Here is a 14,136-nt window from a genome sequence, read left to right on the forward strand (position 1 = left end):
CCCGGCTGGTCGCCGGGAAGCGCGCCTCCGCGCCGGCCGGCCGGCCGCCGATGGCCACCTGTGCCCTCGCCGAGCCCACCGGCCAGGACACTTGGGGCAGTTCGGCCATTACCTCCGGTACGGAGGGAGCGACCGTCACCCCGGCGGCCACGGCCGATATCGTCTTGCCCTCCCCCGAGCCGCCCCGCCCCGGCGCGGACCGGCGGACGGCGGATGTCGGCGGCAGCACGCCCGCCGGTGAAAACCCCGGTACCAAGGAGATGTTGTGACCACCCCTCCCGCACTGCTCATCGCCGGTCACGGCACGCGTCACGAAGGCGCCGCCGACGCCCTGGAGGCGCTGGTGCGCACGCTCGCCGAGCGCCACCCCGAAGTGCCCGTCGCCGGCGGGTTCTTCGGCGCCGCGGGGTCGCCGCGGCCGGTGTCCGGCGCGGTCGGCGACCTCGTCCGGCGGGGCGCCACGCGGATCGTCGCCGTCCCGCTGCTGCCGGGCCCCACCGGGGCCCTGCGGGAGAGCCTGCCCGACGCGCTGGCGGCGGCGACCGCGGCGCACCCCGGGGTCGGTTACGACTGCGCCGCCGAGCCGGGACCGCACCCCAAGCTCCTCGGCGTCCTGGAGCGGCGGCTGGACGAGGCGCTGGGCGGCGGCGCGCGGCGGCCGCAGGACCGGGCCCGGACGACGGTGCTGCTGGTGGGGCGGGGCGCGGCCGACCCGTACGCCAACGCCGAAGTGGTGCGCGCCGCACGGCTGTTGTGGGAGGGGCGCGGCTTCGCGGGGGTGGAGACCGCGTTCCTCACGCTCACCGCGCCGGACGTGCCGGCCGGTCTCGACCGGTGCTGCGCGCTGGCCGCCGCGGTGCCCGGCGCCACCGCCCCGATCCGCATCGTGGTCCTGCCGTACTTCTTCCTCGCCGGCGACCTCCTGGAGCGGCTGCGGATGCAGACCGAGGGCTGGGCGGCGGCGAATCCGTGGGCCGAGGTGATCGGCGCGGAGGTGATCGGCCCGGCGCCGGAGCTGGCCGACGTGGTCATGGAGCGCTACCGCGCGACGGTGGCGGGCGAGGCGCGGGGCGGCGGCCGGGCGGCGGCGGGGGACGCCCGGCCTCCGTTCGGCGCGGTGCCGCCTGCGGCGGTGGGCGCCGGGGACCAGGCGTGAGGCGGCCCGCGCCGTATCCGGCGGTCGCCGTGGAGCGCGAGCCGGACCCGCCGCACCGCGAACCGGATCTGCGGCACCACGGCGACGCCGAGGTGCGCGGCGCCGACGGCCCGCTGACCGGGCTGGCCGACCTCGCGGTCAATGTCCGCACCGGCACTCCCCCGGCCTGGCTCAAGGCCCGGATCGCCGCGTCGCTGGACGGCCTCGCCGCGTATCCGGACGGCCGGGCGGCCCGTCGGGCGGTCGCGGCCCGGCACCGGCTTCCGGTGGGGCGGGTGCTGCTGACGGCGGGTGCGGCGGAGGCGTTCGTGCTGATCGCGCGCGCCGTACGGGCCCGCCGGCCGGTCGTCGTGCACCCGCAGTTCACCGAGCCCGAGGCGGCGCTGCGGGACGCCGGGCACGACGTCGCGCGGGTGCTGCTCACCGAGGCGGACGGCTTCCGGCTGGACCCGGCCGCGGTGCCCGCCGACGCCGATCTGGTCGTCGTCGGCAACCCCACCAACCCCACGTCCGTGCTGCACCCCGCCGCCGCACTGGAGCGGCTGGCGCGGCCCGGCCGCACCCTCGTCGTGGACGAGGCGTTCATGGACGCGGTGCCCGGTGAACGGGAGTCGCTGGCCGGGCGGGTGGGCGAGCTGCCGGGGCTGATCGTGCTGCGCAGCCTCACCAAGACCTGGGGCCTGGCCGGTCTGCGCATCGGCTACGTGCTGGCCGCCGAGGACACCGTCGACGCCCTGGAGCGGGCCCAGCCGCTGTGGCCGGTCTCCACTCCGGCGCTGGCCGCCGCCGAGGCGTGCTGCGAGCCGGCGGCGCTCACCGAGGCCGCCGCGGCGGCCGAGGAGATCGCCGGGGACCGGGCCCATCTGCTGGCCCGGCTGGGCGAGTTCGCCCCGCTGCGGGCGGTCGGCCCGGCCGCCGGCCCGTTCGTCCTGGTCCGGCTGCCCGGTGCCGCGGCGGTACGCGCCGGACTCCGGGCGCGCGGTTTCGCGGTGCGCCGCGGTGACACCTTCCCCGGCCTGGGCCCCGACTGGCTGCGGCTCGCCGTACGGGACCGGTCCACCACGGACCGCCTGGTGGCCGCGCTGGCCGACGTGCTCGCCGAACAGCCCCTGGGTTAGGGCCTGGAGGGTCTCCCCGGGGCCCCGGCCGGACCACGCTCCGACCAGGGCCCCGGCGAGGAGGGACGCGCCGCGCGGGCCCACCCGGCGCGCCCCGGACCGTACCCCGCGCCGGAGCCCCCACAGCACCGGCACGGCGTACGGGTCTGTCAGCCGCGCCCGCCCGGCACGGCGGTGCGGCGGCGACGGGCGTAGGCCAGCGATCCGGCGCCGGCGGCGACCAGCAGGGCCGCGCCCCCGGCGACATACGGGGTGGCCGAACTGCCGCCGGTCTCGGCGAGGTTCCGGGTGGCCGGACCGGAGCCGCCGTGGGCGGTCACATGGTTGCCACCGGTGCCGCCCTGGGGTCCCCCGGGCTTCTCCGGGGTGCCGGGCGCCGTACCACCCGGAGTGGTGCAGGTGGCCTGCGCCAGCGTCACCTGGCCGTGCACCTCGGCCACGTTGAGCTTCAGCGGATCGACCGAGACCCGCAGGGCGAGCGCGGTCGCCGCGGCGCCGGTCGACGTCACGGCCTTCTTCGACAGATCGAGCCGTACGTCGCCCACCCCCGGCACGGTGACCGCGGTCGTCCCGCTCGCGCTGAGCGTGACCCGCTTGCCCAGCACCAGGACGCTGCCCAGCACCTGCGACGCGGCCCGCGGGTGCTGCCCGGCCCGGCACTCCGCCGTGGAGGTCACCTGCTGGACCTCGATCAGCGGCAGCGCCGGAAGGCCGGGGAGGTGCACCGCGGCGTGCACGAGGTTGGCGTACCCCTTCGTCCCCTCGGGGCCGGCGGTGGCCCGCGCGGTGGCGACCTCGGCCCGCAGCACGCTGAACGGCCTGCCCTGGTCGATCCCGTCCAGATTGACGGTGAGCGCGGTCCGGTCGGCCGAGGCCGGTGCGTGCACCTCGTTCAGGGTGGCCCGCAGCGGGACGCGGAGCGACTTGTCGAGCAGCCCGACGTCCAGGCCGGTGCGCAGCACGACCGCACCCGAAGTGCCGTTGGTGCGGCCGTGGTTGCCGGCGGCGTAGGCGGCGGGTGCGGCGCCGAGCGCGACGGCGGGACCGGCCGTCAGCGCGGTGGCGACCAGGGCTGCGCCGAGCCGCCGCGGCACGCCGGAGGAGCCGGTGGAACTTGTTGACACGTGTGTGGAACCCCCACGAGAGAAATGGAGCCGCCGACCGCGCCAATGGGGGACATCGCGCGGGCCGGCGACCTCGACCCGCACATCGTGTACGTGCTGAGGGTGAACGGGAGGAAATGTAGAGGCAGTTCACCCCAAAGGGCGGTTTTCGCGCTCCCGTTCGAGCACTTCACCGCACCGGGGCGCCGCCGTTGACGTCGTATGTGCGCCGGTGACGAACGGCTCCGGGGCGGCGACACGGGGGCCTCCGGCGTGGAAGGCGCGGACCAGGGCTGCGCCGAGGCCCTGGGCGCTGCCGGCGATCGGGGCGATGCGGCCGGGTAGGCCGGTGTCGAGCGCAGTGGACCTTTCAGGACGTACCGAAGAAGCCGTACCGAAGAACCGGGGGGCGGCCGGCCCGGGATTCGCCGCGCGGACCGCGCCACGGCCGCCCGGTGCCGGCCCCGGTGTCGCGGACGATGCCGCACACCGTCAGCCGATGGCCCGCCCCCGCAGGACGACCAGGCGCGGCGCCGCCAGCACGCGGACGTCGGCCCGGGGGTCGGTCTCGTAGACGACGAGGTCGGCCGGGGCGCCCTCGGTGAGCCCCGGGCGGCCCAGCCACTCGCGGGCGCCCCAGGTCGTCGCGGAGAGGGCGGCGACGGCGGGCAGCCCGGCCTTCATCAGCTCGGCGACCTCGTCGGCGACCAGGCCGTGCGGCAGCGAGCCGCCCGCGTCGGTGCCGGCGAAGATCGGCACGCCGGCGTCGTGGGCCGCGCGGACGGTGTCGTAGCGGCGGGCGTGCAGCCGGCGCATATGGTCCGCCCAGCGCGGGAACTTCGCCTCGCCGCCGGCCGCGAGCTGCGGGAAGGTCGCGATGTTGACCAGGGTGGGGACGATCGCCACGCCGCGTTCGGCGAAGAGCGGGATGGTGTCCTCGGTGAGGCCGGTGGCGTGCTCGATGCAGTCGATGCCGGCCTCGACGAGCGGGGCGAGGGACTCCTCGGCGAAGCAGTGGGCGGTGACCCGGGCGCCGAGCCGGTGCGCCTCGGCGATGGCCGCCTCGACGGCGCCGGCGGGCCAGCAGGCCGCCAGGTCGCCGGTGGAGCGGTCGATCCAGTCGCCGACGAGCTTGACCCAGCCGTCGCCGCGCCGGGCCTCCTGGGCGACGTAGGCGACCAGGTCCTCCGGCTCGATCTCGTGCGCGTAGTTGCGGATGTAGCGCCTGGTGCGCGCGATGTGGCGGCCGGCGCGGATGATCCGCGGCAGGTCGGCGCGGTCGTCGATCCAGCGGGTGTCGGAGGGGGATCCGGCGTCCCGGATCAGGAGGGTGCCGGCGTCACGGTCGGTGAGCGCCTGCTTCTCGCTGGTGGCGGCGTCCACCGGGCCGTGCGCGTCCAGTCCGACGTGGCAGTGGGCGTCGACCAGGCCCGGCAGCACCCAGCCCTCGACGGTCATGGCATCCCGTGCCATCGCAGGCCGCTCGAACGTCACCCGGCCGTCGACCACCCACAGCTCGTCGCGGACGTCGTACGGCCCGACGAGGACCCTCCCCTTGAGGTGCAGCACCGCACCTTCGCTCATGGACGTCATGCAGGCACTTTATGCGCGCGGGCGAGCCCCGGGCCATGGCCGACCGGAGGATACCCGGGGGTCGTATTCGACCGGGCGCCCCATAATCCCCCGCGGCTTCTCCCGCATCTTCTCGCGAGGCTTCGCATATGTCACCGGGAAGACTTCTGGTACACCTTCCGGTGAACCGCTACGGTCACCTTCCACCGGAGAATTCCCAATTCGCAGAAGCGTAGCTTCCCGTATTCTTCTGCCCGCTTTTCCGCAGCTCAAACGCCAAGATTTCGCTAGTGCCAAGTCCCGTAATTCGGACGCATCTCAACGCCGTTACGGAGCTGTGACCGACTACACAGCGTGTCCGTTTCGCCCCGAACTATCGGGTCAAACCCAGACATCTTTCCGTCGCACCGCGCGCTCGCGCGCCCCCGCGTGATAACACAAAGTGGGGCCCCACGTAACCCCTGCCCGCGATGCATTTTCCTTTTTCCCTCGGTAAATTTAATTTCCATGACCGCCGCACAAGCAGAGCATGCAGGTGCCCGAAGCGAAATCAGGGAAATTCCGGAGGGCTTCAAGCTCGACACCCCGCGCGTGGAGGACGGAGCCGCGATCTGGCGCATCGCCCGCGACTCCAACGCACTGGACCTCAACTCCTCCTACAGCTACCTCCTGTGGTGTCGCGACTTCGCCGCCACCTCCGTCGTCGCACGCGACCCGGAAGGCGAGCCGGCCGCCTTCGTCACCGGCTACATCCGCCCCGAGCGCCCGGACACGCTCGTCGTCTGGCAGGTCGCCGTCGACGACGCACACCGCGGACAGGGGCTGGCCGCCGCGCTCCTGGACGGGCTGACGACCCGCGTCATGGATGAACTGGACATATCCCTCGTCGAGACCACCATCACCCCGGACAACGCCGCGTCCAACCGGCTGTTCGCGTCCTTCGCCGAGCGGCACTCGGTGCCGGTCAAGCGCGAGGTGGTCTTCGACGCCGGGCTGTTCCCGGAGCAGGGCCACGAGTCGGAGGTCCTGCACCTCATAGGCCCGTTCCGTCCACCGTCCCGCCCCGGACGCTGACGACGGACCCAGAGCCGCGCGGCACCGACCATGCCGCAGCGGCCGTGCGGGGCCACCACCCCCGCCCGTGAACCACACGGGAGCCCCGCCGCCCCGATCCCACCCCCGGACTTCTCCTCCGCCGCATTCATCTCCCAGGAGCCTGCTGTGACCATCACCCAGCCCGATCTGAGCGTCTTCGAGACCGTGGAGTCGGAGGTGCGCAGCTACTGCCGTGGCTGGCCCGTCGTCTTCGACCGCGCCCAGGGCAGCCGCATGTTCGACGAGGACGGCCACGCCTACCTCGACTTCTTCGCCGGTGCCGGGTCGCTCAACTACGGGCACAACAACCCGGTCCTCAAACGCGCCCTGATCGACTACATCGAGCGGGACGGCGTCACCCACGGCCTGGACATGTCCACCACGGCCAAACGGGCCTTCCTGGAGTCGTTCCAGAACATCGTCCTGCGCCCGCGCGACCTGCCCTACAAGGTCATGTTCCCGGGCCCGACCGGCACCAACGCCGTCGAGGCCGCGCTGAAACTGGCCCGCAAGGTCAAGGGCCGCGAGTCGATCGTGTCCTTCACCAACGCCTTCCACGGCATGTCGCTGGGCTCCCTCGCGGTCACCGGCAACGCCTTCAAGCGGGCCGGCGCCGGCATCCCGCTGGTGCACGGCACCCCGATGCCGTTCGACCACTACCTGGACGGCCAGATCCAGGACTTCCTGTGGTTCGAGCGACTGCTGGAGGACCAGGGCTCCGGCCTGAACACGCCCGCCGCAGTGATCGTCGAGACGGTCCAGGGCGAGGGCGGCATCAACGTGGCCCGCGTCGAGTGGCTGCGCGCCCTCGCCGACCTGTGCGAGCGCCGCGACATGTTGCTGATCGTCGACGACATCCAGATGGGCTGCGGCCGTACGGGTGCCTTCTTCTCCTTCGAGGAGGCGGGCATCGTGCCGGACATCGTCACCGTCTCGAAGTCCATCAGCGGCTACGGGCTCCCGCTGGCGCTGACGCTGTTCAGGCCCGAGCTGGACATCTGGGAGCCGGGCGAGCACAACGGCACCTTCCGCGGCAACAACCCGGCCTTCGTCACCGCCGCCGCCGCGCTCGACACGTACTGGGCCGACGGCCAGATGGAGAAGCAGACCCTCGGCCGCGGTGAGATCGTCGAATCGCACCTCAAGGCCATCATCGAGGCGCACCCGGACACCTTCGTCGAGTACCGCGGTCGCGGGCTGGTGTGGGGCATGGAGTGCACCGACAAGAGCCTCGCCAACAAGATCGCCAAGCGCGCCTTCGAGCTGGGTCTGCTCATCGAGACCTCCGGCCCGGAGAGCGAGGTCGTCAAGCTGCTGCCCGCGCTGACGACCACCCCCGAGGAGCTGGACGAGGGTCTGCGGATCCTCGCCCGCGCGGTCCGCGACTGCGCCTGAACCGCCACGAGCTCCTGACCGTTCCACAGAAAGGCACCAACTCACCGTGATCGTCCGATCGTTCCAGGACATCGAAGGCACCGACCGCCACGTCAAGGCCAAGTCCGGCACCTGGGAGAGCAAGCGCATCGTGCTCGCCAAGGAGCGGGTCGGCTTCTCGCTGCACGAGACCGTCCTGTACGCCGGTACCGAGACCTCCATGTGGTACGCGAACCACATCGAGGCCGTCGTCTGCGTCGAGGGCGAGGCCGAGCTGACCAACGACGAGACCGGCGAGAAGCACACCATCACGCCCGGAGTGATGTACCTGCTCGACGGGCACGAGAAGCACACCATGCGGATCAAAAAGGACTTCCGCTGCCTGTGCGTCTTCAACCCGCCGGTCACCGGCCGCGAGGACCACGACGAGAACGGGGTCTACCCGCTTCTCACCGAACCCGACCCGGAGCCCAAAACGGGCTGAGGCCGACCACCGGGCCACCTCCCTGCCCCGTCCGGCAGCGACGAGGAAGGCAACGCACTGCGCGCGTGAACCACGTTCCGTACGAGAGGAGAGGAAGGCACCACCATGACCACCGCACCCGAGCGCATCGCCGACCTGTACCCGACCCGTGGGACCGCAGAGGTCATCACCCCGCGGAAGGACCCGGTGGTGTGGTCGCAGCCCGGAGCGGCAGGCCCGTTCGCGGCGTCCGAGCTGAGCGACTTTGAACGCGACGGCTTTTTCGCCATCGGGGAACTGCTCACGGCGGAGGAAGTCGCGGTGTACCGCGCCGAGCTGGACCGGCTGGTGCTCGACCCGGCGATGCGCGCCGACCCGCGCTCCATCGTCGAGCCGAAGTCGCAGAGCGTCCGGTCCGTGTTCGAAGTGCACAAGATCAGCGAGGTGTTCGGCCGGCTGGTCTCCGACCCGCGCGTGGTCGGCCGTGCCCGCCAGATCCTCGGTTCGGACGTCTACGTCCACCAGTCGCGGATCAATGTGAAGCCCGGCTTCGGTGCCTCCGGCTTCTACTGGCACTCCGACTTCGAGACCTGGCACGCCGAGGACGGTCTGCCGAACATGCGCACCGTGTCGGTCTCGATCGCGCTGACCGAGAACCACGACACCAACGGCGGCTTGATGATCATGCCCGGCTCGCACCGGCACTTCGTGGGCTGCGCGGGCGAGACGCCGAAGGACAACTACAAGCGGTCGCTCCAGATGCAGGACGCGGGCATCCCGTCGGACAAGGTGCTCACGAAGATGGCGGACGAGCACGGCATCCGGCTGTTCACCGGGCCCGCCGGCTCGGCGACGTGGTTCGACTGCAACGCCATGCACGGCTCCGGCGACAACATCACGCCGTACCCGCGCAGCAATGTCTTCATCGTCTTCAACAGCGTGGACAACGCCGCGGTGGAGCCCTTCGCCGCGCCGGTCCGGCGGCCGGAGTACATCGGGGCGCGGGCCCCGTTCGTTCCCGTCAAGTAGGGGCGCGCCGGTGAGATAGCGCGCGACCGCGTACCGGGGACGGCGCGGACCGCCCATGGCCGCCGCACGGCATCGACCGTGCGGCGGCCATGGCACGTTCCGGCAGGGCGTCGGCGCTGCGCGGCTGCCGGCCGGTCAGTCCGCCAGGGCCGGGTGGTCGACGTAGCCGGTGTCGTCGCCGCCGTAGGAGCTCGACCGGTCCGGTAGGGTCATCGGCGCCATGACGATGCGGTCGGCGAGCGGCAGACCGGCGAGGTCCATGGGGCCGAACGCGGTGGTCACTGATGGCCTCTCAGCTGGGTTCAACGGGGCGCCGTCCCGGCTGCCGGACGGCAACTCGCCCGCCCGGCCGGAACGTTGGCCCTCACCTCGGCGCCCCGGGACCGCGGCGCATTCCCCGGCTTCCCCGGCTTCCCGCCCACCTCAGGAATCGCGCAGCAGCGCCAGCACCTTCTCCACGTCCCGTGCCGAGTTGTAGAGGTGGAACGAGGCGCGCAGCAGGCCGCCGCGGACCGCGATCCGCACCCCGGCCCCGGCCAGCCGCGGCTCCGCGCCGGCGAGCCCCGGGGTGGAGACGATCGCGGAGCCGGGGGCCGGCCGCGGGGTGAACCCGGCCTCGGCCAGCCCGGCGCGGTACCGGTCGGCCAGCGCGGTGTTGTGCGCGTGCACGGCGGCCACCCCCACCTCCGCCATCAGGCCCAGGGACTGCTCGGCGGCCACGTACGAGTAGTGCGCATGCGGTTCGTCGAACCGCCGGGCGGTCGCCGCCGGCCGGCCGATCACCCCGTAGTTCGACTCGCCGACGTCCTCGCCGGCCACCCACCCGGCGTGCACCGCCGGCGGCCAGCCGGCCGGGTCGCCGCCGAGGTACAGGAACGTCGTACCGCGCGGGCACAGCAGCCACTTGAAGGCCCCGCACACCGCGAAGTCGAAGCCGGCGATGTCCAACGGCAGCCATCCGGCGGCCTGCGTGATGTCGACGTACGTGCGCGCACCGTGCGCCCGGGCCGCCTCCCGTACGGCCGCCAGGTCGGCGATCCGGCCGTCCAGCGCCTGTACCGCGCTCACCGCGACCAGCGCCGTCCCGGGCCGTACCTCGTCGGCGAGCGCCTCCAACGGCACCGCGCGGACCGTGCAGCCGGGGTGCGCCGCCAGCGGGTTCACCAGTGAGCTGAAGTCCCCCTCGGCGACCAGCACTTCGGCGCCCGCAGGCAGCGAGGCCGCCACGAACGCCGAGTGCACCGCGACCGAACTGCCCAGGGCCACCCGCTCCTCGGGCACCCCCATCAGCCGCCCGAACGCCCGCCGCGCGGCCGTCGCCGGGCCGAAGTAGTCGCGCCCCATCGTCCCGTACGACGCCGACTCCGCCAGCGCCTCCCGTACCGCGGCGGCGCTCCGCGCGGGCAGCAGCCCGCTGGACGCCGAGTTCAGGTAGACCGTTTCGGGGGCGAATTCCTGCCCGCCCAGTGCCTCGTATCGCAGCATGGCCCCACTCTGCTCGGCGAACGGCGCGGCGTCCATCTCCCAGGAGCCGCACCGGACCCGCCGGTTGCGGGGTTCAGGGCCTGTCCGGGACCGCGCAGCCCTCGTCGCCGCAGACCTCCGCGTCGCCGGCCGGCAGGATCTGGACGGCGCCGTCCGCGTGGGCGCGCTCCAGGGCCTGGCGGAAGACCTCGGCGGGCTGGGCTCCGGAGATGCCGTAGCGGCGGTCGACGACGAAGAAGGGCACGCCGGTGGCGCCGAGTTCGGCGGCGGCGCGCTCGTCGGCGCGTACCTCTTCGGCGTAGGCGTCCGGGTCGGCCAGCACGCGGGCGACCTCGTCGGCGGGGAGGCCGGCGGCCACGGATATCCGGGTCAGCTCGGCGGGGTCGCCGAGCGGGCGGGCCTGTGCGAAGTTGGCCTCGTAGAGGGCGGACAGCAGGGCGTCCTGGGCCCCGTGGTCCCTGGCCAGATGGAGGAGGCGGTGCAGGTCGAAGGTGTTGCCGTGGATGCGGTCGGAGCGGTAGTCCAGACCCTCGGCAGCCGCGGCCTCGGCGACCCGGGCCTCCATCGCCTCGGCCTCGGTGCGGGTGACGCGGTACTTCCGCGCGAGCATGTCGAGGACGGGGATGTCGGTGGGCGCCGGCGCGTTCGGGTCCAGCTCGAAGGAGCGGTGGACGACCTCGACGTCGTCGCGGTGCGCGAAGGCGGCGAGCCCCGACGCGAAGCGGGCCTTGCCGATGTAGCACCAGGGGCAGGCGATGTCGGACCAGATTTCGACGCGCATGGAGTGGCTGACTTTCCTCGTCGTGCTCGTTGGGAGCGGGCGTGCGGGCGTGCGGGTGTGACCTGGTGCAACAGCGGAGGATTGCGGAGTATTCCGCGGGTAGCGTCCCGGTATGACCACGCCATCACCGCAGGAGCCGGCCGGGTTCTGGGAGACGACCGGGGCCGCCAAGACCTTCACCCATCCGCTCGACCCGGCGCTGCTGGCGGAGTTCGTGCCGCGCACCGCCCGGGTGCTGGACTACGGCTGCGGCTACGGGCGGCTCACCGCCGAACTGGCCGGGCTGGGGTACGGGGCGGTGTGCGGGATCGACCCGTCCGCAGCGCTGATCGCGCGCGGGAGGCGGGAGCACCCGGGGCTGGAACTGCTGCACCGGCCCGGACTGCCGCTGCCGTTCGCGGACGCCAGCTTCGACGCGGCGCTGCTGTTCGCGGTGCTGACCTGCGTTCCCGAGGACGCGGGGCAGCGGGCGATCACCGGGGAGCTGGGGCGGCTGGTGCGCCCCGGCGGGGTGCTGTACCTGAGCGATGTGCCGCTCCAGGCCGACGCGCACAACCAGGACCGCTACGGGCGCTTCGCGGAACGGTACGGGACGTACGGGGTGTTCGCGACCGACGAGGGCGGGGTCTTCCGGCACCATCCGCCGGAGCGGCTGCGGGAGCTGCTGCGGTCGGCGGGGTTCTCGGTGGTGCGGGAGCGGCGCGGGACGGTCGGCACGCTGGACGGGCGGACGGCCGAGCGGTTGCAGATCATGGCCCGGCGGGAGCCGGCCGGCCGTCCGGACGGGGCAGCGCGAGCGTCAGGGTGAGATGGCTGGCGTCGGGCGCCGGGCGGCGGTCCGGGTCGGGACGCCAGCCGAGGCGGGCGTAGAAGGCGCGGGCGCGGTGGTTGTGCCAGAGCACGTCGAGGACGGCCCGGGAGAATCCGGCGGTGCGCCAGGCGTCCAGGCAGGCGGCGTGCAGCGCGCGGCCCACGCCGGTGCCCCAGTGGGCGGGGTCGACGTGCAGCTGGTGGAGCTCGACGGTGCCGCGGGGGTCGGTGCGGCGGCGGTACGAGGCGGCGCCGACGACGGCGCCCCGGCGTACCGCGCACAGCGACGGGGTCCCGTCATGGTGCAGCACCCGCGCCCAGGCGTCCCGCCGGCGGGCGTGCTCGGCCGGGGTGTCGAACGGCGCGTCCGGCACCCTGCCGCGCAGGTACGCGGCACGGGCGGCGGTGTGCAGGGCGGCTATGGGCTCCAGGTCCGCGGGGGTGGCGGAGCGGACCTGGAGGGCGGGGTCCTGGGTCTCGGGGTGCACCGGCGAGGCCCTACGCCCCCTCTGGCCGGCCGTCGATCCGGCACGGCAGCCCCAGCGGGTTCCCGTCCCGCAGCTCCGGCGGGAGCAGCGCCGGCGGGGTGTCCTGGTAGGCGACCGGTCTGAGCCAGCGCTCGATGGCCGTGCCGCCGACGGAGGTGGCGGTCGACGTGGTGGCCGGGTACGGGCCGCCGTGGTGCTGGGCCGGGGCGACCGCGACGCCGGTGGGCCAGCCGTTGACGACGACGCGGCCGGCGAGCGGGGTGACCTCGGCCAGCAGGCGGGCGCCGCGGCCCGCCGCGTCGGTGCCGGCGCTCTCCGCGTCGCCGAGTTGGAGGGTGGCGGTGAGGTTGCCGGGGAGCCGGGCGAGGACGGCGCCGATCTCGGTGTCGTCGGCGTAGCGGGCCACGACGGTGACCGGGCCGAAACACTCCTCCAGCAGGAGGTCGTGCGGGCCCCCGGCGGCGAGCCGGGCGGCCGGCACGGTGAGGAAGCCGGCGCTGACGGTGTGTTCGCCGTCCCCGTCGCCGGGGGCCAACGGCGCCTGGACGCCGGGCAGTTGAGCCCGGCTGCGGACGCCGTCCAGGAACGCGTCGCGCATCCGGTGGTCGAGCAGCACGCCGGCCTCGGTGGCCGCGGTGGCCTCGGTGGCCGCGGTCAGCGACGCCAGCAGCCGGTCGCCGGCCTCGCCTTCGGGGGTCAGGACGAGGCCCGGCTTGACGCAGAACTGCCCGGTGCCCAGCGTCATCGAGCCGGCCAGCCCGGCGCCGATCCGCTCGGCGCGCTCGGCGGCGGCGGCCTCGGTGACCACGACGGGGTTGAGGCTGCCCATCTCGCCGTGGAACGGGATGGGGTGCGGGCGGGCCGCGGCGGCGTCGTACAGGGCACGGCCGCCGCGCACCGAGCCGGTGAAGCCGGCGGCGGCGACCAGCGGGTGGCGCACCAGGTCGAGCCCGGCACGGAAGCCGTGCACCAGGCCCACCACGTCCGCCGGCAGACCGGTCTCGGTGGCCGCCCGGCGCAGCAGTTCCGCGCACAGTTCGGAGGTGGCCGGATGGTCCGGATGCGCCTTGACGACGACCGGGCAGCCGGCCGCGAGCGCACTGGCGGTGTCCCCGCCGGGCACGGAGAAGGCGAGCGGGAAGTTGCTCGCCGCGTAGACCGCCACGGCGCCCAGCGGGATCTTGTAGCGGCGCAGGTCGGGGCGGGGCGGGGTGAGGCCGGGGTCGGGGCGGTCGATCCGCACGTCGAGGAATCCGCCCTCGTCCACGATGGCGGCGAAGGACCGCAACTGGTAGGTGGTGCGGGCCAGTTCACCGGTGAGGCGGGCGGAGCCGAGTGCGGTCTCCGCGTCGGCGGCGGCAACGATCTCCTCCCCCGCCGCGTCGAGCAGGTCGGCGGCGCGGCGCAGCAGGGCGGCGCGCGGGGGGCGGTCGGCGAGCGCGCCGCGGGCGGTGTGCGCCGCGCGGACCGCGGCGTCCACGGCGTCGGTTGTGGCTTCCTCCGCAACCTGCGCCCGCCGCTTCCCGGTTCGGGGGTCGACGCTCCAGACTGGTGCCGCCGCTGCTGCCACCGTGCATCCCTTCTCGGCGAAGTCCTGCCGCACTGCGCCTTGCCGCGCACAGGACGGCGTTCGATATGCTGAACGCCGTCCCGGATGATGAA

14 protein-coding genes and 1 pseudogene are annotated in these 14,136 nt (G+C 73.9%); 8 read left to right on the forward strand and 7 right to left on the reverse strand.

Going from position 1 to position 14,136, the window contains the following annotated elements; all coding sequences use genetic code 11:
* From IEZ17_RS32335 to cobC, 3 genes and pseudogenes are all read left to right on the forward strand, one after another.
* A pseudogene (locus tag IEZ17_RS32335) lies at positions 1-269 on the forward strand (hypothetical protein); the annotation flags it as partial.
* On the forward strand, positions 266-1,156 hold the full coding sequence (locus IEZ17_RS32340) for a sirohydrochlorin chelatase (protein WP_189306416.1): 891 nt from the start codon (positions 266-268) through the stop codon (positions 1,154-1,156). The pseudogene IEZ17_RS32335 and the gene IEZ17_RS32340, both read left to right, overlap by 4 nt.
* 29 nt (positions 1,157-1,185) lie before the next feature.
* Positions 1,186-2,274 (forward strand): Rv2231c family histidinol phosphate aminotransferase CobC, encoded by a 1,089-nt coding sequence (gene cobC / locus IEZ17_RS32345; protein WP_189306517.1) that lies wholly within the window; start codon positions 1,186-1,188, stop codon positions 2,272-2,274.
* 149 nt (positions 2,275-2,423) lie between these two features.
* Here the strand turns inward: cobC and IEZ17_RS32350 are convergent, their stop codons facing one another.
* On the reverse strand, positions 2,424-3,398 hold the full coding sequence (locus IEZ17_RS32350) for an SCO1860 family LAETG-anchored protein (protein ID WP_189306418.1): 975 nt from the start codon (positions 3,396-3,398) through the stop codon (positions 2,424-2,426).
* 471 nt (positions 3,399-3,869) lie between these two features.
* Entirely contained in the window at positions 3,870-4,961 is a 1,092-nt protein-coding gene (locus tag IEZ17_RS32355) for an amidohydrolase family protein (protein ID WP_189306519.1), read from the reverse strand.
* A gap of 495 nt (positions 4,962-5,456) precedes the next feature.
* Between IEZ17_RS32355 and ectA the strand changes: the two genes are divergently transcribed.
* The 4 genes from ectA (at position 5,457) to thpD (ending at position 8,910) form a co-directional block, all read left to right on the forward strand.
* Positions 5,457-6,023 (forward strand): diaminobutyrate acetyltransferase, encoded by a 567-nt coding sequence (gene ectA / locus IEZ17_RS32360; protein WP_189306420.1) that lies wholly within the window; start codon positions 5,457-5,459, stop codon positions 6,021-6,023.
* Positions 6,024-6,170: 147 nt separating this feature from the next.
* Positions 6,171-7,439: a diaminobutyrate--2-oxoglutarate transaminase gene (gene ectB / locus IEZ17_RS32365; RefSeq protein WP_189306422.1), complete on the forward strand. Its 1,269-nt coding sequence runs from the start codon at positions 6,171-6,173 to the stop codon at positions 7,437-7,439.
* A gap of 46 nt (positions 7,440-7,485) precedes the next feature.
* Positions 7,486-7,902 (forward strand): ectoine synthase, encoded by a 417-nt coding sequence (locus IEZ17_RS32370; RefSeq protein ID WP_189306424.1) that lies wholly within the window; start codon positions 7,486-7,488, stop codon positions 7,900-7,902.
* A gap of 105 nt (positions 7,903-8,007) precedes the next feature.
* Positions 8,008-8,910 (forward strand): ectoine hydroxylase, encoded by a 903-nt coding sequence (thpD, locus tag IEZ17_RS32375; RefSeq protein WP_189306426.1) that lies wholly within the window; start codon positions 8,008-8,010, stop codon positions 8,908-8,910.
* A 135-nt stretch (positions 8,911-9,045) separates the two neighbouring features.
* Here thpD and IEZ17_RS32380 read toward each other — a convergent pair whose 3' ends face one another.
* The 3 genes from IEZ17_RS32380 to IEZ17_RS32390 all read right to left on the reverse strand — a co-directional run bounded on the left by IEZ17_RS32380 (position 9,046) and on the right by IEZ17_RS32390 (position 11,176).
* The gene (locus tag IEZ17_RS32380) at positions 9,046-9,192 is read right to left on the reverse strand and encodes a hypothetical protein (protein ID WP_189306528.1); all 147 of its coding nucleotides are present in this window, start codon (positions 9,190-9,192) and stop codon (positions 9,046-9,048) included.
* 141 nt (positions 9,193-9,333) lie between these two features.
* Positions 9,334-10,395, reverse strand: coding sequence for an aminotransferase class V-fold PLP-dependent enzyme (locus tag IEZ17_RS32385; RefSeq protein WP_189306428.1), 1,062 nt, complete (start codon positions 10,393-10,395; stop codon positions 9,334-9,336).
* Between the two features lie 73 nt (positions 10,396-10,468).
* The gene (locus IEZ17_RS32390; protein WP_189306430.1) at positions 10,469-11,176 is read right to left on the reverse strand and encodes a DsbA family oxidoreductase; all 708 of its coding nucleotides are present in this window, start codon (positions 11,174-11,176) and stop codon (positions 10,469-10,471) included.
* 112 nt (positions 11,177-11,288) lie between these two features.
* On the opposite strand from IEZ17_RS32390, the gene IEZ17_RS32395 reads away from it, so the two are divergent.
* Positions 11,289-11,984, forward strand: a complete 696-nt coding sequence (locus tag IEZ17_RS32395) for a class I SAM-dependent methyltransferase (protein WP_189306432.1) — start codon at positions 11,289-11,291, stop codon at positions 11,982-11,984.
* Here IEZ17_RS32395 and IEZ17_RS32400 read toward each other — a convergent pair.
* Both IEZ17_RS32400 and IEZ17_RS32405 read right to left on the reverse strand, forming a co-directional pair.
* Positions 11,926-12,474 (reverse strand): GNAT family N-acetyltransferase, encoded by a 549-nt coding sequence (locus IEZ17_RS32400; RefSeq protein ID WP_189306434.1) that lies wholly within the window; start codon positions 12,472-12,474, stop codon positions 11,926-11,928. The genes IEZ17_RS32395 and IEZ17_RS32400 overlap by 59 nt on opposite strands.
* Positions 12,475-12,484: 10 nt before the next feature.
* Positions 12,485-14,044, reverse strand: coding sequence for an aldehyde dehydrogenase (NADP(+)) (locus IEZ17_RS32405; RefSeq protein WP_189306435.1), 1,560 nt, complete (start codon positions 14,042-14,044; stop codon positions 12,485-12,487).
* Positions 14,045-14,136 lie beyond the last annotated feature (92 nt).

It is taken from the genome of Streptomyces albospinus, from assembly GCF_014648695.1.
In the GTDB taxonomy this organism is placed as follows: Bacteria; Actinomycetota; Actinomycetes; order Streptomycetales; family Streptomycetaceae; genus Streptomyces; species Streptomyces albospinus.